General features: G+C 48.9%; 17 protein-coding genes and 1 rRNA gene. 3 read left to right on the top strand and 15 right to left on the bottom strand.

The window, feature by feature from the left end:
* Positions 1 to 70: 70 nt before the first annotated feature.
* Entirely contained in the window at positions 71 to 1696 is a 1626-nt protein-coding gene (gene groL, locus LLU09_RS09305) for a chaperonin GroEL (protein WP_228311501.1), read from the bottom strand.
* 61 nt (positions 1697 to 1757) lie between these two features.
* Entirely contained in the window at positions 1758 to 2042 is a 285-nt protein-coding gene (gene groES, locus LLU09_RS09300; protein WP_094907359.1) for a co-chaperone GroES, read from the bottom strand.
* A gap of 174 nt (positions 2043 to 2216) precedes the next feature.
* Between groES and LLU09_RS09295 the strand changes: the two genes are divergently transcribed.
* On the top strand, positions 2217 to 2969 hold the full coding sequence (locus LLU09_RS09295) for a CPBP family intramembrane glutamic endopeptidase (protein WP_228311500.1): 753 nt from the start codon (positions 2217 to 2219) through the stop codon (positions 2967 to 2969).
* A 338-nt stretch (positions 2970 to 3307) separates the two neighbouring features.
* Here the strand turns inward: LLU09_RS09295 and LLU09_RS09290 are convergent, their stop codons facing one another.
* Both LLU09_RS09290 and LLU09_RS09280 read right to left on the bottom strand, forming a co-directional pair.
* Positions 3308 to 6940 (bottom strand): S8 family serine peptidase, encoded by a 3633-nt coding sequence (locus LLU09_RS09290; RefSeq protein ID WP_304612938.1) that lies wholly within the window; start codon positions 6938 to 6940, stop codon positions 3308 to 3310.
* Between the two features lie 138 nt (positions 6941 to 7078).
* Positions 7079 to 8509: a phosphate--AMP phosphotransferase gene (locus LLU09_RS09280; protein ID WP_228311499.1), complete on the bottom strand. Its 1431-nt coding sequence runs from the start codon at positions 8507 to 8509 to the stop codon at positions 7079 to 7081.
* Between the two features lie 134 nt (positions 8510 to 8643).
* Here LLU09_RS09280 and LLU09_RS09275 point away from each other — a divergent pair, with 134 nt between their 5' ends.
* Positions 8644 to 10344 (top strand): M3 family oligoendopeptidase, encoded by a 1701-nt coding sequence (locus tag LLU09_RS09275; RefSeq protein WP_228311498.1) that lies wholly within the window; start codon positions 8644 to 8646, stop codon positions 10342 to 10344.
* 34 nt (positions 10345 to 10378) lie between these two features.
* On the opposite strand, the gene LLU09_RS09270 is transcribed toward LLU09_RS09275, so the two are convergent.
* From LLU09_RS09270 to LLU09_RS09245, 6 genes are all read right to left on the bottom strand, one after another.
* Positions 10379 to 11725: a hypothetical protein gene (locus LLU09_RS09270; RefSeq protein WP_228311497.1), complete on the bottom strand. Its 1347-nt coding sequence runs from the start codon at positions 11723 to 11725 to the stop codon at positions 10379 to 10381.
* A gap of 211 nt (positions 11726 to 11936) precedes the next feature.
* Positions 11937 to 12773, bottom strand: a complete 837-nt coding sequence (locus LLU09_RS09265; protein WP_228311496.1) for a MurR/RpiR family transcriptional regulator — start codon at positions 12771 to 12773, stop codon at positions 11937 to 11939.
* Positions 12774 to 12886: 113 nt separating this feature from the next.
* On the bottom strand, positions 12887 to 14362 hold the full coding sequence (locus tag LLU09_RS09260) for a glycoside hydrolase family 32 protein (protein WP_228311495.1): 1476 nt from the start codon (positions 14360 to 14362) through the stop codon (positions 12887 to 12889).
* A 13-nt stretch (positions 14363 to 14375) separates the two neighbouring features.
* Entirely contained in the window at positions 14376 to 15137 is a 762-nt protein-coding gene (tatC, locus tag LLU09_RS09255) for a twin-arginine translocase subunit TatC (protein ID WP_222999399.1), read from the bottom strand.
* A gap of 59 nt (positions 15138 to 15196) precedes the next feature.
* Positions 15197 to 15430, bottom strand: a complete 234-nt coding sequence (locus tag LLU09_RS09250) for a twin-arginine translocase TatA/TatE family subunit (protein WP_228311755.1) — start codon at positions 15428 to 15430, stop codon at positions 15197 to 15199.
* Positions 15431 to 15470: 40 nt separating this feature from the next.
* Positions 15471 to 16103: a redox-sensing transcriptional repressor Rex gene (locus tag LLU09_RS09245; RefSeq protein WP_228311494.1), complete on the bottom strand. Its 633-nt coding sequence runs from the start codon at positions 16101 to 16103 to the stop codon at positions 15471 to 15473.
* A gap of 137 nt (positions 16104 to 16240) precedes the next feature.
* On the opposite strand from LLU09_RS09245, the gene LLU09_RS09240 reads away from it, so the two are divergent.
* On the top strand, positions 16241 to 18154 hold the full coding sequence (locus LLU09_RS09240) for an ABC-F family ATP-binding cassette domain-containing protein (protein WP_228311493.1): 1914 nt from the start codon (positions 16241 to 16243) through the stop codon (positions 18152 to 18154).
* A 293-nt stretch (positions 18155 to 18447) separates the two neighbouring features.
* On the opposite strand, the gene tsaD is transcribed toward LLU09_RS09240, so the two are convergent.
* From tsaD to rrf, 5 genes are all read right to left on the bottom strand, one after another.
* Positions 18448 to 19470 carry a tRNA (adenosine(37)-N6)-threonylcarbamoyltransferase complex transferase subunit TsaD gene (tsaD, locus tag LLU09_RS09235; protein ID WP_228311492.1) on the bottom strand — a complete coding sequence of 341 codons (1023 nt, stop codon included), beginning with the start codon at positions 19468 to 19470 and terminating at the stop codon, positions 18448 to 18450.
* A complete protein-coding gene (gene rimI / locus LLU09_RS09230) occupies positions 19463 to 19888 on the bottom strand; it encodes a ribosomal protein S18-alanine N-acetyltransferase (RefSeq protein ID WP_228311491.1) in 426 nt (141 codons plus the stop codon). The genes tsaD and rimI overlap by 8 nt, the downstream gene beginning before the upstream one ends.
* A 5-nt stretch (positions 19889 to 19893) precedes the next feature.
* Positions 19894 to 20550, bottom strand: coding sequence for a tRNA (adenosine(37)-N6)-threonylcarbamoyltransferase complex dimerization subunit type 1 TsaB (gene tsaB / locus LLU09_RS09225; protein ID WP_228311490.1), 657 nt, complete (start codon positions 20548 to 20550; stop codon positions 19894 to 19896).
* Complete coding sequence (tsaE, locus tag LLU09_RS09220) at positions 20531 to 20998, bottom strand: tRNA (adenosine(37)-N6)-threonylcarbamoyltransferase complex ATPase subunit type 1 TsaE (RefSeq protein WP_228311489.1); 468 nt, start codon at positions 20996 to 20998, stop codon at positions 20531 to 20533. Before tsaE ends, tsaB begins: the two co-directional genes overlap by 20 nt.
* 107 nt (positions 20999 to 21105) lie before the next feature.
* Positions 21106 to 21220, bottom strand: a 5S ribosomal RNA gene (rrf, locus tag LLU09_RS09215).
* Between the last annotated feature and the right edge of the window lie 7 nt (positions 21221 to 21227).

Genomic DNA, 21227 nt, shown 5'->3' with positions numbered 1-21227 from the left:
CTGAAATATTTCAGGAGGTAGTCTTCAAATTTTTCAATACAGACAGCCTCACGTGTGAGAGAAGCCTCTATTACATCATTCCTGGCATGCCACCCATGCCGCCGCCTGGATCTCCGCCGCCATTCTCTTCCGGAATGTCAGCAACTACCGCTTCTGTAGTGAGGAACATTGCTGCAACGGATCCAGCATTCTGCAGTGCAGAACGTGTAACTTTTGTAGGGTCCACGATACCTGCATCGATCATGTTCACCCATTCGTCAGTTGCCGCATTGTACCCGATGCCAACATCCTGTGTCTTGAGGCGTTCCACGATAACGGAACCTTCAAGACCAGCGTTTTCCACAATCTGACGGATTGGTGCTTCGAGTGCCTTCAGTACGATGTTGATGCCTGTCTTCACATCGCCTTCGGCTTCGATTTCGGAAACTTTGTTGAAGATGTTGACCAGTGCAGTTCCCCCACCGGCTACGATGCCTTCTTCCACGGCAGCGCGTGTGGAGTTGAGTGCATCTTCGATGCGGAGCTTACGCTCTTTCATTTCCGTTTCAGTTGCTGCACCGACTTTGATGACTGCAACACCACCGGAAAGTTTCGCAAGACGCTCCTGAAGTTTTTCCTTGTCGAAGCTTGAAGAAGTCTCTTCGATCTGGGATTTGATCTGGCCGATGCGTGCTTCGATGTTGTTCTTCTCTCCAGCACCTTCAACGATTGTCGTATCGTCTTTTGTCACATTGACTTTGGACGCTGTACCGAGCATGTCGACAGTCGCGTCTTTCAGGTCGAGTCCGAGGTCTTCAGTGATGACCTGGCCACCTGTCAGTACTGCGATATCTTCGAGCATCGCTTTGCGGCGGTCGCCGAATCCAGGTGCTTTGACTGCGATTGCAGTGAATGTACCGCGCAGTTTGTTGAGTACCATGTTCGCCATTGCGTCGCCTTCGACATCATCAGCGATGATGAGGATCGGACGGGACTGCTGCACGATCTGCTCGAGCAGTGGCAGTACATCCTGGAAGTTGGAAATCTTCTTATCCGTGATAAGAATATAAGGGTTATCGAGATCCGCTACCATCTTCTCGGAATCCGTCACCATGTAAGGTGAAGTATAGCCACGGTCGAACTGCATACCTTCCACGACTTCGAGTTCAGTCTTGAACCCGCGGGATTCTTCAATTGTGATGACACCGTCGTTTCCGACCTTCTCCATTGCTTCGGAAATGTATTCCCCAACTTCCGGATCGTCTGCTGAAATTGCACCGACCTGTGCAATGGATTCCTTGTCCTGTACAGGACGGGAAATGTTCTGCAGCTCTTCCACCGCAACTTCCACCGCTTTGGAGATACCAGATCTGATGCCTACAGGGTTGGCACCGCTTGTCACGTTCTTGAGGCCTTCCTGGATCATTGCCTGTGCAAGTACCGTTGCAGTCGTCGTACCGTCACCAGCGATTTCGTTCGTCTGGTTCGCCACTTCTGCGACAAGCTTTGCACCCATGTTTTCATATGCATCTTCGAGTTCGATTTCCTTTGCAATCGTCACGCCGTCATTTGTGATGAGCGGTGAAGTGAAGGACTTATCAAGAACAACATTACGTCCCTTTGGTCCAAGCGTGACTTTCACAGCATTTGCCAATTTATCTACACCAGCGAGCATGGACTGGCGTGCATCTTCAGAGAATTTCAGTTCTTTAGCCATTATCAATCATTCCTCCTATACGAATCTAAATCTAATGCTTTGCGCTTTAATTTTTGGATGCCTATTCGATGACTGCAAGAATGTCAGTATCGGCAAGGACGAGATAGTCTTTATCATCGTGTTTCAGTTCAGTACCAGCAAACTTGGAATAGACGACGCGATCTCCCTCTTTGACTTCAAGCTCGACGCGGGTTCCGTTATCCAATACTCTTCCTGGACCTACTGCAACCACTGTACCCTCCTGTGGTTTCTCCTTGGCGGATTCAGTCAGAATGATACCGCTTTTTGTAGTTTCTTCCTTTTGAGTCAAATCGATGACGACTCTGTTGCCTAATGGTTTCAACACGTGAAAGCCCTCCTTTATATAGTACAAACATCATTAGATTTAGCACTCATGCATTCGAAGTGCTAACAATTAAATAATAATCAAAGTTGGTCAATATTGCAAGTATTTTCTCTTTGCTTTATCACCATAAATTTTTAGGGTAGAATAGCTGTATTGGAAAATGGAGGGTTTATCTTGAGACAGTTATATAGTGCATTGATCATCGTAATTTTTTTAGCAGTACAATTTGCCGTCGTGCCGGTTTCCATCATCATGGCTGCAGTCAATCCTTCTATCACCGAAGATCAGCTTCTTGATCAGGTGTTGCCATATCAGGCAATCGCCTTCGCCATCGGAGTGATAGCAGTCATCATAATCGGACAGCTGCACAAGAACAAGAACCGGATCGAGCGCGGGCGTCAGGCGGACATTCCCGTAACAATCGCATGGATTGTCGGCGGTGTCGTCCTCGCCTATGCTACGCAAGTGATTGCCGGACTGGTGAACGTCTATGTACTTGGCAATCCGATGGAAAGTGAAAATACTGCTGGAATCATAGATATGATACAATCCGCCCCATTCATGATACTTGTCGTTGCATTGCTCGGTCCCATCCTGGAGGAATACGTATTCCGCCGTGCCATATTCGGGGAGATATATGAAGTCGTGCCCGGACCGAAAGTCGTTGCCTTTCTTGTCGCCGGACTCGTCAGCGGACTCATCTTCGCCGTCGCCCATTGGGACTTCACGCACATCCTCATATATGTCGTCATGGCCTATACGTTCAGCTTCCTGTACGTCATCACCGGCAGGCTGCTCGTACCGATTATGGTTCATATGCTCATGAACGGGCTGGTCGTATTGCTGCAGCTGATGTTCCAGGATTATATCGAGCAGATGGAAGATATACAGAATGGCCTTGGCGTGATCATCCGACTGCTGATGTAGTTATACACGCATAACGAACGGAGTGCTCCTGCACCCGTTCGTTTTTTTGCTTTATTGTGTAAATGGGGGTTCAACTTGCCGTCGTTTCGCCTGCGACTGTGAATTGGACCGCCAACTTGCAGTCGTTTTGCCTGCGACGGTGAATTAAGCCTCCAACTCGCCGTCGTTTCGCCTGCGATGGTGAATTAAGCCTCCAACTCGCCGTCGTTTCGCCTGCGATGGTGAATTAGACCGCCAACTTGCCATCGTTTCGTCTGCGACGGTGAATTAACAGCCACCTCTTCAAAATAAAACGGATTCCATGAAGCATATCCCATGGAATCCGTTTTTCAATACCTTCAGTTCTGTTCAACCACTACATATGATGATGGCACCGTCGTCTCTATCACCTGCTGCTTCTTGTTGTATTTTGATTTGACGACTGTTTCTGCCGCAATATCATACACATCAAAGTGTCTACCTGGTGCTTCGATCATGACGCTCATCGCAGAATCGAGCTGCGTGATGGTTTCTTCTGCTTCTCCACTGATGCCCGTCAGTATGACTTCATGGATGTCGCTGACATGATTCGGTTCGGATGACTTGGAACGCATTAGCGTAACTTCCACACTGTCGTATTGGGCAAACTGCTGGAAGTTTCCGACTGTCAGCTGGACGGCGGAACCGTCGACATTGAGCACAACCGTCTTGTTCGGACGCATTTCAGCAAACTGGGAAATCAGTGTATTGGAAAGACTGATGGTTGCTGAGCCTTCATCCACGTATGCTTCCGGTATGTTCACATGGATATCCTTAATGTCATTCCTTGTGATGCCGTCCCCGATATCCGCTTCAGTGACTGCATAGGCTTCAACAGGCGTCTCTCCTCCTGGAAGCTCGTCCTGGCCTTCAGTGATCACACCTGCGTCAAAATCGACCGTGTAAGGATAGGAAGCACTGTTTCCGGCAGCATCTGCGAATTCAAGCGTCAGATGATATGTGCCGGTATAGCCTGTGAAGTCCATTGCCAGACTTCCATCGGCATTGAGTTCCACTGCTCCTTCCTCTTCCGCCGTGCCATTTGAAAGCAAGTAGGTTGCGTTGATCATGTCGTTCGGATGATAGCTCATGCCGTACATCTCCTGCAATGAAGGCAATGCTTCGATATACAGGTCTGTGACATCCGCAGTGATGATTCCGGATGCAACTGCCGGCTCTGCAACTTGTGTGGCTTCACGTTTGACGAACAGCGGGCCGTCATACTCGAGTTCTATGCCGCCCTCATGCAGTGAAATGGCATCGATGGTGTAGACGCCGTCCGGCACGTCGGAATAGACATACTCGTCATTTTCGATATTGTACATCGTACCGTCGATCGGGACCGTGATGTCGGACTGGATACCCGTTTCGAAGGCGAAGTCCCCGATATAGCCGTCAGCTGCAGGACCGGCTGACGGATTCAGCAGATCGAACCAGCTGAACTGTGTCATTTCCTGCGGGTTGTGGAATGCGGCATATACGGATGTTTCATCCTGTACGCCGTCCCCATTTGGTGACATATGGTAGTCATTCAGTGCGAACTCTGCAAATCCTTGCTTCAGCGGTTCCCCGAATCCGACAGCAAATGGTACGGAATACGTACCGGATCCGCTGGAGACGTTGATGTAGCCCAGGAATTCATTACCCGGCTCTGCTGTTCCTGCAGGGATATCCAGTGTGAATTCCACAGTCTGGCTGCCGTTCACCGTCACCGAGTTCATGCTCGGTGTCAGGGTAGCACCTGCCATGGCGCCTGTCGGTGCCTTGGTCGTAACGACTTCAAAACTGTATGTGCCTCCGGACCCGCTCTCGATGATCAGATCCTTCGTCACCGTCCTGGCAGCATCTCCGGGACTTTCATATCCGAATGACATCGTACCCCGAGTATGGGCATGCGTCGTGCCATCCATCGTGGATTCATGCGGCACTTTGATCAGTGTATCCGTCGTTGCTGCCGCGTATGGCTGGACAAGTCCGGCCCCTTGGGCAAACACATCGAATGCTGAAGTGTCCAGCACTTTTGCCGTGTTGCTCATTGCGGATTTGACATCGAATGGACCCCACTCAGGATTCAGTTCCAGTATCAGCGCTGCAATTCCGGCAGCATGTGGTGTCGCCATTGAAGTACCCGTGTACTGGGCGTATGCTTTCTCATAGCCATCTCCGGAAGATGCAAACTCCGGAACCGTTGAAAGGATGTTCGTTCCAGGTGCTGCGATGTCCGGCTTGATGTCGAAGTTTGGTGTCGATGGTCCCCTTGAAGAGGATGCATTCACCTGATCTCCTGCTGTCATTGTATCCTCGAAGCTGTTGAACGTAACCTGCCCGTTTCCGGATTCCAATGCAGCGGCAAATTCAGCGCCGACTGTATGTGAGATATCCAATGTCGGGATATAGTCGAATGCCGTACCGAGGAATATATCCACCGGCCCCGGTGCATTTGAGCCATCTGCCGAGTTGTAGATGATGACACCTCGGGCGCCATTATCACGCGCATTCCATATCTTGTCGACAAATGCGATCTCCCCGCGCTGGATCAGCGCAATCCTGCCTTCGACATCCACACCTTCAAAGTCTTCAGGTGCGCCGATGCCCGGTACATTGACCACTTCCATCGCTGTGTCGAGCTGCGTTTCAGGGTGTGTACCCATCATGAATGCCATGAAGTTGGCATCGAGCGTCTCTGTAAACCCTTCCGCTTCAAGCGTGACATTGGAAGCGACACGCTGTTCAGGCAATGTCGTATTGCCGACGCTGATCGCCATTGTACTTGTCGCCGGTCCACCGACCGTCGAACGCTCAGGACCGGAGTTCCCTGTCGCGGCAAGGGACACGGTGCCAAGCATCATCGCATTGTTCAATGCAAATGAGTTCGCCTGGCTTTCGTCGCTCAGCGTATTACCGAGTGAGAGGTTGATGACATCCATGCCATCCTCCACTGCACCTTCGACACCCCCGACGATCCATGATGTATAGCCGCTGCCGTATGCGCCGAGCACGCGATAAGCATACAGATCGACGGCAGGTGCCACACCGATCATGCCATAGTCGTTGTTGCCCTGAGCTGCGATCGTACCCGCGACGTGCGTCCCATGGGTCGTCCAGTAGGAGCTGCCATTCTGGTTATATTCAGGCAATCCTTCCGGGCGCTCCTCCGGTTTTGTTTCATACGGGTCATCTGCGGGACGCTCCGTATTGTAGTCCGGGCCGTTTACATAGTTCCTGCCGCCCTTGTATACACCGGCAAGGTCAGGGTGGTTATAGTCTATGCCCGTATCGATGACACCGACTTTGACGCCCTGCCCCCTGTTGCCGAGTTCCCACACCTTTGGAATGCCGAGATGTGTGATGCCTTTGATATAGTTTGGTGATATATCTTCATCCGACACATCCGTAAGGCCTTCTATGTCCTCACCATGTCCATTTCCCGTCTCAGGATCCAGCTGGACATAGAAGTCCTCTTCGACGAGTGCCACTTCCTCAACTTCAAGCAGCTTGTCGAGATCTTCTGCTGCAACAGTCATGGACTGGGCATTCAGCACAGTATTATATGTACTCCCTTTGGAAAAGTTGATGTTCTTATTTCTCATGCTGTGTTCTGCCTGCTGCTGCTGCTTCTCTATCTTCTCCTTGATCTTTCCAGTATCAAGGTTGGACCATTTCTTCCCCTGCGACTGGACAATGCCTTTTTGGAGTCCGACGGAAGGTTCCCTGAAATGTACAATGACATTCACGTTCCCCGACTTGTCCCTCAGGCTTTCCCCAAGTTGGGCTGGCCCGGTCAATACTTCCATCTGGGCCTCTACATTCTCATATTTCTCCAGGTGCGATTCATCCAATGATGGCGACCGCTGCGGTTTACCGAGCTCATTTGCAAGCACTTCGGAACTAAAAGTACTGAATATCATGAGCATGACGGCAAACAGAAGAAATATCCGTTTGGCTGACTGCATCTATTCTTCCCCCTTTATGTTTTCAACTATTTAAAATATTCAAAAATAAATAGTTGCCATTTATAGGATATACATTTTCGGGGAAAGCTGCAAGAATTATTTCGAATTCCGTAAAAAAAAACCGGCCGAAGCCGGTTTCTATTCCTTTTCCAGACGCGCTTCGCACGCTTCGATGACTTTCTTGAGCGCGGTGATTCTGGCGTATTTCTTATTGTTGCCCGCCACGACGTGCCATGGTGCATGGGCAGTGTGCGTCCTGCGTATCATATCTTCACTCGCTTCGACATACAAGTCCCACTTCTCCCGGTTCCGCCAGTCTTCATCTGTCAGCTTCCACTGCTTGTCCGGGTCTTCCTGACGGTCTTCGAAACGTTCAAGCTGCTCATCCTTGTCCAGGGAAAGGAAGAACTTCAGGATGATTGCTCCGGAGTTGTACAGGGATTTCTCAAAATCGTTTATCTCTTCATATGCCTGGTTCCATTCCTTATTGGATGCAAATCCTTCGATGCGCTCCACGAGCACCCTGCCATACCAGCTCCGGTCATAGAAGCCGATGTGACCGCTTCTTGGCACGTCGGTTGCGAAGCGCCAAAGATAGTGATGCGCCAGTTCAATGTCCGTCGGCGCCCCCGTCGCATTGACCGTATAGCCCGTCGGGTCAAGCTTTTCCCTGATCCGCTTGATGTTGCCGCCCTTTCCGGCAGCATCCATGCCTTCATAGACGATCACCAGAGGGATCTTTTTCTCATAGAGCTGGAACTGTATCTCGCGCATCCTTTCCTGGAGCCCGGGGAGTATCTTCTTGTATTCCTTCTTCTTTATCTTCTCCTTTTCAAAATCGAAGTCGAAGAATTCAGCTTCATAGTCCTCGGAGAAGGCACCATCCACCTCAGGTTCATCTGCCTGCTCCTCATCCTCTACACGCGCTTCCAGGCGATCTATGATGGTCGAGTATAAAGTATTGATCGCTTCTCCCTTGTCTTCAAAGTCGATCACGGTCCATGGGCACCCGGTCGGCGCGTCAAGGAAATGCTTCATTTCATTTTCATAGTCCGTCTCATCGAGCTGTTCTTCGAACTCCTCCGCCTTCCACTTCAGTATCGGATTGCTCTTGAGCTTTTCGATATGCCGGCGCCTCACTTCCTCACTCGTATGCACGTAGAACTTGATGATCTCATAGCCATTGTTCATCAGCATTTCTTCAAAGTTGTCGATATCCTGCTTGATGTCGACATACTCCGTCCTGACATTTTCCTGTATATTCCGTGTCTTATAATCGATGTATTGGGCATACCAGCTTCTGAAATGGATATTGATATCCCCATTTTTCGGCAGGTGGTTCCAATATCTTTGCAGGAAAGGATACCTCAGGTCGATGTCCCTTGGGGGACGGGTCGCCATGAAGTCTGTATATTTGGCGTCCAGTGCCATATAGAGGGCGTTTGACAGTCGTGATTTCCCGGAAGCCGGCGGCCCTTCGATCACTATCATGAGGGGGATGCCCATCTCCTTCGTTTTCCTGGCCATCTCCCCAATTCTTGTTTCCAATGCTTCATCCACATCTACCATACAATTCTCTCCTTTTTATCCTTCTTTATCCTACACTACCCATAAATCAAATAATCTGAACATATTAAAAATTTGGCTGTCCATTTATCCCATGTGGTAAAATATAACTGAACAAATGTTTAGGGGGATGTATAATGGCACTTACTTTTAAGGATTATAAATATGAAAGACCCGACCTCGATAAAATCTCTTCCGAGGTGGACGACCTGCTCAACGATTTCAAGACAAAGACAACTGCTGAAGAGCAGGGAAAGGTCATCGATGAACTGAATAAGCATTTCAATCACCTTTCCACGATGAGCACGCTTGCCTACATACGGGCATCCATTGATACAAAGGATGCATTCTATGATAAGGAAAGGGATTTCTTCGACGAATATGGCCCTGCAATACAGGAGATCGACCATAAATACTATGAGGCGATCTCCTCAAGCCCATACAAAGAAGCACTTGAAGAACGCTATGGGAAACAGCTGTTCGCCCTTGCCGAGAATGCCATCAAAGGGTTCGATCCAAAAGTGAAGTCCCTCCTCCAGAAGGAGAACAGGCTCGACTCCGAATACTCCAAACTGTTGGCTTCTGCAGAAATCGAATTCGATGGCAAGGTGCTCAACCTCTCGGAATTCGGACCATACGCGCAGCATACCGACCGGGACATGAGAAAAGGGGCCACCGAAGCGGTCCAGGGCTTCATGGGTAAGCACCTGGAGAAGATAGACCAAATATTCGACGACCTCGTCAAGACCCGTCATGAGATTGCCCGGGAACTCGGGTACAAGGATTTCGTAGAACTCGGGTACATCCGGATGAACCGCATCGATTATGATCGGGATATGGTCGAGAATTTCAGGCGCCAGGTGGCGGAGCATGTCGTACCGCTTGTGACGGAACTCAAGGAACGGCAGCGCAAAAGGATCGGCCTTTCCGAACTTAAGTCGTATGATGAATCCTTCGACTTCATCACCGGTAATGCCACGCCAAAAGGCGGGACGGAAGAAATCCTCAAAAATGGTGAAAAGATGTACAGGGAACTTTCTCCCGAAACGGATGAGTTCTATACATTCATGAGGGAACGCGACCTGTTTGATGTCGAAGCGAAGAAGGGCAAGGAAGGCGGCGGATACTGCACGTTCATTCCCGAGCATGCATCCCCGTTCATCTTCTCGAACTTCAACGGCACACTGGATGATGTCACCGTACTTACACATGAAGCCGGGCATGCTTTCCAGAGTTACATGTCCCGGGGATTCGAAGTACCGGAATACCAGTTCCCGACGCTTGAAGCGGCTGAAATCCATTCGATGAGCATGGAGTACTTCACCTATCCTTGGATGGAACTCTTCTTCAAGGAGGATACGGACAAATTCAAGTTCACACATATGGCGGACAACATATCCTTCCTCCCCTACGGTGTGGCCATCGATGAATTCCAGCACATCGTCTATGAGAATCCGGAACTGACTCCTGAAGAGCGGCGTCAGGAGTGGAAGAAGCTTGAGGATAAATACCTGCCCCACCGCGATTATGATGGCATAGAACCCCTCTCCAGCGGGTCATTCTGGCACCGCCAGGGTCATGTCTTCGGCGTTCCATTCTATTATATCGACTATACACTTGCCCAGGTCTGTGCCCTGCAGTTCTGGAAGCGTGCGAATGAAGACTTTGGAGCAGCCTGGGCTGACTATGTTGAGCTGTGTAAATTGGGAGGCTCACTGCCATTCAACGCGCTCGCAAGATCTGCGAACCTGACCTCCCCATTCGACGACGGCTGCCTTGAATCCGTCGTCGGTGAAGTTAAAGACTACTTGAATTCCATAGACGATAAAGCACTATAGAAAAATCCCCATTCTGAGGAATGGGGATTTTCTGTTATTTGCATTTTTTGCTGTTTGGTCTTCTTGTAATGAAGAGCAGTATCGCTCCTGCTATCAGAAGCGTCGTGCCATACAGGATGGTATAGTCCGTCTCTCCCGTATCCGGGAGTGATGTGCGGTCTGTCGAGGCCGTCACACCCTCTTCATTTTTGATTTCCTCTTCAATTTCAATGATGTCCGATTCATCTACATCTTCTTCAGGCATGATTTTCGATGACATTAGACGATTGACCCTCTTATCAAGGAGGTTCAACTGCTCCTCAGAAGCACCTGGGTTGAGCGAAATGCCTTCCAGAATATTGCCATGATCATAACGATAGTACTTTTGGACACTCCCACTTCGATCATCAGGAACCTGCGTCGTTGCTTCAGGCTCTCCAGAGCGCTGCTGTTCATCTGAAGATGCGTTCTTCCCATACTCTGCATCTTCACCGGCTGGATTCGCGACTGACGTTTCAGCAGATGGCTCGGGTGTCACTTCTTTCCTGGTATCATCCATTTCATCCGAAGGTTCTGCAGTCGCATCTTCAGATGTCACTGTCTCAGCAGGTTGCTGGACCGTCTCTTCAGGAGTAAGCTCCGCTGTCGGCTCTTCTGCTGGCGTTTCCGTGGAAGGCTCAGTCGTCTCCATCGGTGCTTCAGCCGTCGGCTCCTGCACAGTCTCTTCCTGAGTTGGTTCTGAGGCCGGTGCCTCTTCCACCTCCACCGATTCCTCTTCTGCTGATGCTTCCGTGGAAGGTTCAGTCGTCTCCATCGGTACTTCAGCCGTCGGCTCCTGTACAGTCTCTTCCTGAGTTGGTTCTCCCGTCGGTTCTGAGACCGGTGCCTCTTCAGACTCCACCGACTCCTCTTCTGCTGATGCTTCCGTGGAAGACTCAGTCGTCTCCATCGGTGCTTCAGTCGTCGGTTCCTGGACCGTCTCCTCCTGAGTTGGTTCTTCCGCTGGTACTTCAGAAGTTTCCTCCAATGTTTGTTCTGGGGCAGGTTCGAGAGTGCCACTCTCCTCAGAAGCAGGCTCTGCTGTCTGGCTTTCATCCGCAGATGATGTCTCACCCGTTGCTTCTTCAGTGTTGTACTCTGAGATGGCCTGCTGCTGGACTTCCCTTTCGGGGGCACTCTCCGGCGACGATTCTACCAGCAGTTCCTGCTCTGCTGCTTCTTCAGTGACTGCTTCGGCATTTTCTTCATTGGAAACCGATTCTGCAGATGCTTCTGTACTTTCCTCTGTGTTCGAAACAGCATCTGTTTCATCAGCTTCTATTACTGAATCCATATTATATGTGAATATTGCAGATGCAATCAGAAGGGATGCGATACTTGATTTCATCAGTTTTTCTTTCAAAATAATTCCCCCATCGGCTATGCCACCATTTAACAATATCCCCATTATATTTGAAGGCAGCAGAGGTATCCACCAATTTTCCATCTTGTTACATAACCTTAATATAGGGACGGGATTCGGGATGAATATTTCAATAATGTTTCAATATGGTAAAGGCTGAAGTGGCATTTCCACCACATTAAAAAACCCCTTCATAATTGAAGGGGAATGATCAGTGGGTGACGTCGTATGTCTTGATGATCGTATCATATGCAGAGGCGCCGAGTTCCCGGCAGATATAGAAGAACAGCACATCACAGATGACCAGCTGCGCGATGCGGCTTGTCATGTTCATATATTGTATGTTCGTCTCTTCCTCAGTGATTTCTATCGCGATATCAGCGTTCCTTTTTGCAATGGAAGCGTGATTCTGCGTCAGGATGATCGTTTTAACCCCGAGCTTCTTGGCCAGTTTCACAACTTCCACTACTTCTTTCGTCTTGCCTGATAAAGTGATGAGGAAGAGCACATCATTCTCTTTCGCATTGGACAACCGCGTCATGCACAGGTACTTATCAGCGGTGAAGAAGGCGTTTATATTGACCCTATGTAGCTTCTGTTCGAGTTCATTTCCAACATTCGCCGAATCCCCCACCCCGAATATGAAGGTGTTGTCCGATTTGGCGAAAAGATGGGCGGCCTCCTTCATCGCCTTCCTGTTGACGATCTTTTCAGTATTATAGAGTGCCTGAATGGTATTTTTGAATACTTTATCAAAAATATCCTTGTGTGTATCCTGTTCAAGATCGATGACCCTGGATATGTTCTCCTTCTCAAGTGTATGGAGTTCCTTCGCAAGCTCCACCTTCAATTCCTTGATGCCTGCAAGTCCGATCCTCTTGGAAAACCTGACGATGGCCGCGTCACTGGTGTCGCTGTTCCTCGCAATATCCTTCACCGGCATGTTGATCACTTTCGTGGGGTTGTCCAGCATGAAATTTGCAATGCGCTGCTCCACTGGGGTCATATATTCAAAACGTTTACGAATCTGGCTCAATACCGAAAACATGTCTTCCCTCTCCTCTCACCCTAGCTTGTGTAGATTAATAATAACAAAATAATCAATCAATTATAAGCAGAATTGAAATTAATCTATGTTTGAATATTGAAATTACGTTTACTCTACCCTTGATCGAGTACCTGTTTCGAAGATAGCTGCTTCAAACTGTATCTGGTCATCTTGACATGACAGCTGCCGATTTCCGTGGAGACCTCCATGCCCGTCGCCCTATCGGAGGGGAAGATGCGTGCTGTCATTACCGCTTCCCCGTCATTGGCGAAGATTTCGATGCTTGAGACATCAACGAATATATGAAGGCTTGTAAGCGGAGCATCAAGTACAACCTTCCTCTCTGTTCCATCCACATTCTCGGGCATTGCACCGCTGAAGGCAGTATCCAGAATAAGCGTCTGAGTATCCGTTTCATAGATCAGGCTCGTCTGCTCCCTCCTGCTCACCCTCAGGTCGATATGGATGCGGGTCGCGTCATTCTCAAGGATATCCATGACGAGTTCGTAGTTGTCCCCATAGAAATCCCTCACTTTTTTTGGACGGTGGTTGAAATACCCTTCAGCCGTCATCTCCGCTTCCCTCAGTTTCCTGAGTGACGCAGCCGGCCTCTGCTTCAACCGCCCCGCCTCAATAGACAGTTCGCGGGGAAGCGTCAGGCAGTGCGACCAGGCATCCCCAGTTGGATAAACCGTCTCCTTCATCCCCATCCAGCCGATCATCAGCCGTTCCCCATCCCCGTTGAGGACCGTCTGCGGTGCATAGAAATCGAATCCATGGTCCAATTCATGGAACGAACCATGGTCGAGCGTCAATGCTTCACAATCCGACTCCCCGATGATATATCCCGACTGATATATGTTCCAATAGCTGTTCCTGTACTTGTCGAGCCCCTGGGGACAGAACATGAATACCTGGTGGCCATCCAATTCAAAATAATCCGGTGCTTCCCACATGAAGCCGAACTGGTCGAGTTCTGTCTTCAATTCCCCCCTGTACTCGAATGCTGAAGGTGTTTCCCCGGCAAAGACGAGGAGGCGCCCGTACTCTTCTGATGAAGTCGCCCCGAGCAGCATGAAACACCTGCCATTCTCGTACCAGACTTTCGGGTCCTTCATCAACCAGCCGTACTCGGGCGGTACGCCTTTGATGATGGGTACGGCCCTGTCCGGATGGAGGATGCCCGCCTGTATCTTTAAGGGGGTATATTGCTGATACACCGTGTTCGAACGCACTTCAGTGTGGTAGAGGTGGATATCTTCTTCCATTACAAAAGCGGAGCCTGAATAGGCTCCGTCCGACAACATCTTTACTATTCCCCTGTTCTCAAAATAAACAAGGTCACCCGAAGTCACATGATATAGGCATCTCGTTCTTTTGTCGGCAAAGGGGGACCATTGATAGAAGATATGGTACATACCCTCGTGGTGGACGAATCCGGCAATCGAATTCATGCTGCCGGCAATGGGCTGTACATGGTATTTCTGCCTCCACTGGTCATCCTGTGCCTGTTCAAGCCGTTCATTCAATGAGTCATTGTCCGCTTCTCCCAACGTTTTAAACGCTTCAGTGTTCGAATCGAATTTCACCCTGAATACCTCCCTAGTCGGAATCCAAAGATTCTTCTATTGCCTTCTGTTCTGCCTTCAAATGCCTCCGATAGCCGATTTTTGAGATGTATATGCTGATTTCGTATAGTACGATCATTGGTATCGTCAGCATGATATGCGTCATCAGATCTGGCGGGGCAATGAGCGCCGCAATCACCAGAAGGATGAAATAGGCATACTTTCTGTTCTTCTTGAGGAACATCGGCGTCAACAGGCCAAGCTGTGTCAGGAAAAGCACCAGGATCGGCATCTGGAAGATGACGCCGAATGGCAGGACCGTCCTGAAGAGGAACCCGAAATACTGGTTGATGCCGATGGTCGTCTCGATCCCCATGTCTTCCGAAAGATCGAAAGTGAACTGGATGATATAGGGTACGAGAACGAAGTAGCCGAAAGCCATGCCGATCAGCATGAGGATCATGACGATCGGGATGTAGCTCAGCGTCAACTTCCGTTCATTGCCATACAACCCCGGTGCCACAAATGCCCAAAGCTGATACATGATGACCGGCAACACCACTACAAGACCGATTATGACGATCACGAGCAGATAGATCTTCAACGGGTCCGTGACCTGGAATGCGTGCATTTGGATCGACTCTGCCCATGGGGCATTCTGCATCTGGTATATCAGTGGCTTGGAGAGGAAAAACCCTATAATCAACGCGCCGACAAAGAAATACATGACAATGAGCAGACGCTTCCTCAACTCTTCCAGGTGCTCGGTAAATTCTTTTTTTTCCGAGTCTGTCATCTTACTTTTCACCTCTTTAAACTCTTTAAAAAAAGGTGGCTTTCGCCACCTCCAAATCTTTATACTTTTGTTTCTTCAGCTTTTTCAACTTCAACCGCTTCAATTTTCTTCGGCTGCTTTTTTCTCTCGAGTTCTTCTTCGTCATCATCATCCGTAGCAAGGCCCTTGGTTGCGTCTTTAAATTCCTTTAAAGTGGAGCCCATTGCGCGTCCGAACTGAGGAAGCTTCTTGGGTCCGAATATGATCAATGCTACCACAGCGATTACAATCATACTTGTCGGCCCTACTGCCATAAGTGTCCCCGGCATAAACATTTCAAGCATATTACCCCTCCTAGATATGTTTCATATAAAAGAATAGCGCCTGCAATTCAACACTCAAATCTATATTGTGTACATAGATTCCATCATTTACGTCCAATCTGATAGGCGTGAAGTTGAGTATACCCTTGATGCCCGCATCTACAAGCCGTTCAGCCATCGCCTGGCTGACCTCTGCCGGCAGGGTGAGTATCGCAACGTCTATGTTATGTCTACTGACCATATCTTCAAGTTCATCTGGATGATATACTAATGTATCGTTGATGGATGTTCCAACAATTTCATCATTGCTGTCAAAGGCGGCAACTACGTTCATTCTATCATTTATATTACTGAATTTGTAGTTTAATAACGCGCTGCCCAGATTGCCGGCACCAATGATCGCAACATTCTTCACTTCATTCCCCTGGATGTGTTCCATGAAGAAGTTCAGAAGGCTTTTGACATTGTAGCCGTACCCTTTTCTACCAAGCTCCCCAAAATAGGAGAAGTCTCGCCTTATAGTGGCAGAGTCAATATCCAATGCCTCACTGATCTCTCTGGATGAGACTCTGTCCACACCGGATTTTTCAGCGTTCTTAAAAAATCTATAGTATAAAGGGAGACGTTTCATAGTTGCATTTGGGATTTTCTTTTTACTGTTCAAATGTCCCACACCTCGTTTATTACACTCTGTTGATATATTATAGCATATCTCGATTTTCATAGTGTAGTCAACGTCGTTTAATTTCATCGTTTTTTTTATTTATTTATTGTAGACTTGAAGAAAGTGAGGTAATGAATATGATAGTGATGCAGTTGGGAAATGTAAAGAAATCATTCGGTACAGACATGATTTTTGAAAATATAAATCTTGAAATAAAAAAGGGCGAAACCGTCGGCATCGTGGGGAAGAACGGTGCCGGAAAGACCACGCTCATGAAAATGATGGCAGGCGAACTTGGGCTTGATGAGGGGCAGATCACCACTCCGAAAGGCATCTCCATCGGCTACCTGACCCAGCAGATGACACTGGAATCCTCCCAGACTGTGCAGGATGAAATGATGCGGCCGTTCTCGCACCTGCTCCACATCCAGGAGGAGATGCAGAAAGTAACGACTTGGCTGGCAGAACATGACTACGACGATCCTGCCTACAGCGAGCAGGTGGAACGTTATGATACCCTGCAGAATTCATTCGAGTCCCAGGGAGGGTACACGATCGATGCACAGATCAAGACGGTCATCACCGGACTCAATTTCACCAAGGACGACCTCGACCGCAACGTCGATGCATTCTCGGGCGGCCAGAAGACACGCCTCGCCCTGGGCCAGATGCTGCTGTCAAAGCCGGACCTGCTCCTTCTCGATGAACCGACCAACCACCTGGACATGGACACCGTGGCTTGGCTTGAACAGTACCTGAACAGTTTTACAGGTGCAATCGCAATCATCAGCCATGACCGCTACTTCCTCGACCGCACGGTCGATAAGATCTTTGAAGTGGAGATGAACCGTGGGACACTCTATCACTCGAACTATACAAAGTACGTGAAGGAAAAGGAAAAGAACTACAGCCTTCGCATGAAAGCCTACGAACATCAGCAGAAGGAGATCAAACAGCTCGAAACCTTCGTCGAAAAGAACATCGCACGGGCTTCGACGAGCAATATGGCAAAAAGCCGCCGCAAGAAGCTTGAGCAGATGGACCGGATGGATACGCCGCAGATCGACAGAAAAAGTGCACGTTTCTCCTTCGATATAAAAAGGGAGAGTGGAAACGATGTCCTCCGTATCAAGAGCCTCGACATCGGATATGAAGAGACGCTGAACAGCGGCATCACCCTGAACGTCGATAAGGGGGACCGTCTGGCGATCATCGGTCCGAATGGTATCGGAAAATCCACGCTCGTCAAAACCATTGCGAAGAAACTGCCCCGTCATGCGGGAGAAATCATCTACGGCACGAATGTCTCCATCGGCTACTATGACCAGAAGCAGGCCGAATTCACCTCCAACAGGAATGTCCTCGAAGAACTGTGGCATGAATATCCGAACATGAATGAAAGTGATGTCCGCAAAGTGCTGGGGCGTTTCCTGTTTACGCAGGATGAAGTGATGAAGAGTGTCAACGATCTGAGCGGTGGGGAAAAAGCCCGCATCCAGCTGGCTAAACTGATGCTTGAGAAGAATAACCTGCTCATTCTTGACGAGCCCACCAACCACCTGGACATCGACAGCAAGGAAGTGCTGGAGGAGGCGCTCCAGAACTTCCCCGGCACCATACTATTCGTCTCCCATGATCGGTATTTCATCGACCGCATCGCCACCAAGATAGTGGAGATGGATCTTCAGCATCTCCAGACCTACAACGGGGACTATAGCTACTATCGTCATAAGAAGGAAGAACAGGCTTCCCTCGCAATCCAAGTGGAGAAGCAGGAGGACAAAGGGCCGAACGGCACGGATTATGAACAGCAGAAGCAGAAAAGGAACGAGATGCAGAAGCTGAAGCGCAGCACAAGCAGGATGGAAGAACGCATCCAGGCGCTCGAAGAGGAAATTGCAGCGACCGAACAAAAACTTGCCGAACCTGAAGTTTACGGGGACTATGAGAAGGCTTCAGAGTACAATGAGCAGCTGAATGCCCAGAAGGCACAGCTCGATGAACTGATGATCGAATGGGCTGCATTGGAGGAACAGCTGGAAGAGATATAAACCTATTGCGAACACAGGTTCCATTTTAATGGAGATGACGGGAAATGGACTTAACCACATTTTTATTCACATCTGAAAGTGCACAGCACTGCATAATGCAGCGGTCCATCCACAGGAGGAATAAGTTATACACATAGTTGTGCACATTTATATCCCCAGTACCCGCGACGTTTAAACAGCTTTTCGCATTTTTATCAACAAGTTATCCACAAGCTGTTTAAAACAAATGTTCCGTATTGACAATCAAGGATGATACAAGAAAGCCATGTCCCAAAATCAAGGGACATGGCTTTCTATATACTGTATTCTTCTATATCGATGAAGTTCCTGCCATTCAGATCGAGTGTACCGAAGGCATTATTATTATAGAGATGATAGGCTGCAGCGCCGATCATCGCTGCATTGTCGGTACAATACTTCAGCTGGGGTATGCTGAGCTTTATTCCCTGCTCCTGGCAGAGCATTTCAAAGCGGGACCTCAATCCACTGTTGGCGGCGACGCCTCCTGCAATGATCAGGTGGTCCACTCCGTAGTTTCCAACAGCCATCATGGTCTTTTTCGTCAGCACATCAACGACGCTCTCCTGGAAGCTTCTCGCCACATCCGCCTTGTCTATGGCAAGTTCCTTCTGCCTGTAATTGTGAAGTGTGTTGATGACTGAGGACTTCAGTCCGCTGAAACTGAAATCATAGCTGTCCGGTTCCAGGTAGGGTCTTGGAAAGTTGAAAGTATCTTCCCCTTCCCTGCTCAGACGGTCGATATGGGGGCCGCCAGGATAAGGCAGACCGATGACTCTCGCTACCTTGTCATATGCTTCACCCACTGCATCGTCCCTTGTTTCCCCGATGACCTCGAAAGACATGTGATCCTTCATATAAATCAGCTCCGTATGCCCTCCAGAAACAATGAGGGAGATGAGGGGAAATTCAAGTTCCTCCTCCAACTGGTTTGCATATATGTGGCCTGCGATATGATGTACGGGAATGAGGGGCAGGTCATGTGCAAAACTGAATGCCTTGGCGGCATTGATGCCGACCAGCAATGCGCCGATCAATCCCGGCCCTTCCGTTACTGCTACGGCGGAAAGGTCTGACGGGAGGAGTTCTGCTTCCTCCAACGCCTGCTCAATCACTACTGTGATGGTTTCAACATGGTGCCTTGAAGCCACTTCCGGTACCACACCACCGAAACGCTTATGGCTTTCTATCTGGCTGACGACCACATTCGACAGTATTTCATTCCCATTTTTCACGATGCTGCACGCTGTTTCATCACAGCTCGTCTCAATGCTCAGTATGATCACTTCTTCATTCATTCAGGCTCACCCACATGACATGTGCATCCTTTCCCGGTCCATAATAGTCCTTCCGTATTCCCCCATAGAGGAATCCTTCCTTTTCATACAGCTTCATGGCCCTATGATTGTCTATGCTCACTTCCAATGAAAGTATATCTGCAGATTCACCCGCATATTCCTTTGCATGCTGAAGAAGCTGACGGCCATAGCCATTGCCCTGTTCTCTTCTGTCCACGGCAATTGTGGTGATCTGACTCTGATCTATGACGAGCCATACGCCACAGTAGCCCACTATCCTGCCTTCCTTTTCGAGGACGAAATAATAGGCAAACTGATTTGCTGTCAGTTCCCTGAGAAAAGATTCGATGTTCCATGATGTATTCGGAAATGAGGCTGATTCGATTTCATATACAGCTTCCAGATCATCAACTTCCATTCTTCTTATGACTGTGTGCGCTCCATCCAATTTTTCTCAGCCTCCGATACTTTTAAATATTCAGGCACCATCTGATGTACATCCTCCTGGCGTAGAATGGATGTGTACTTCTCTACAGAACTGATGCGTGGGACGGCGTGTGTAAATGTCTCAAGGCCGCTGCTGAACTTCTCATCGGCATCTGCAAGTACGACGCCCCCATCATGTGCCTTCAATGAATCAAGCACCGTTTCAAGCTTCATATACCCTGCATCCATCACTTCTTCCAATGTGCTGCCTTCCAGTTGATAGATTGCTGTGTAGACATTGCCCCTCCGGCCATCAAACATTGGTGCCGTGATTCCTTCCCTGCCTGATGAAGCTGCTATGACAGCAAGAGAAGAAACGGAATAAAGGGGTATATTCAATGAATGTGCCAGCGTCTTGGCGATGGTTACACCGATACGCACCCCCGTGTAGGAGCCTGGCCCCCGCGCAACGATGATGCGGTCAATGTCCTCACGCTTGTAGTCCGTCATTTTAAATAGTTCATTGATGTATACCATCAATGTAGCAGAATGGGTCTTTTTCACAGCGGTATTAATTTCTGCCTGGCAATACCCATCCTTGTTGATTGCGACGGATAATGGCCTGTTGGAAGTATCAATCAGAAGGGAAATCATTTTCAAGAGCCTCCAGTATTCTAGTGTATGCGGTCCCCTTTGCAGCAAAGCTGAAACAGCGTCTTTCATCATCAAGCGTTTCTATCTGAATGGCCAGATGCTCCTCCGGTAGAAATTCCTCTATATAGATCGGCCATTCCACAATCGATATATCGTCTTCATTGAAATACTCGTCGAATCCAAGGTCCTCGTCACTTTCCTCAAGTCGATAACAATCCATATGATGGATCGTATACTTGCCGGAATAGCTCTTGATGATATTGAAGGTGGGGGAACTCATCCTGCGTTTGACTCCAAGAGCCCTCCCTAAAAATTGGGTGAAGGTCGTCTTTCCTGCACCAAGATCTCCGGAAAGCAGAATGACAGTACCCGGTTCAATATTCTTTTCCAATGCATTCGCAAGTCTTTCCGTCTCAGATAGGCCGGTGACTTCAATACTGTATTTCATGTTCCAACCACCTTCATTACATTTATAATGCCATTATACAAAAAAAGAGACCTGTAAAGGTCTCAATGCGGCTCATCGCATCCATAATTTTATTATGTATTGATACTGCCCGGCGGCGTCCTACTCTCACGGGACGTCAGTCCAACTACCATCGGCGCTGGAGAGCTTAACTGCTGTGTTCGGCATGGGAACAGGTGGGGCCTCTCCGCCATTGCCACCGGACAATATT

Origin of the sequence: Salinicoccus sp. RF5 (assembly GCF_020786625.1) — a bacterium.
Taxonomy (GTDB): Bacteria; Bacillota; Bacilli; order Staphylococcales; family Salinicoccaceae; genus Salinicoccus.
The sequence above is the reverse complement of the archived record's forward strand: the minus strand, read 5'-3'. Positions and strand labels throughout refer to the sequence as shown.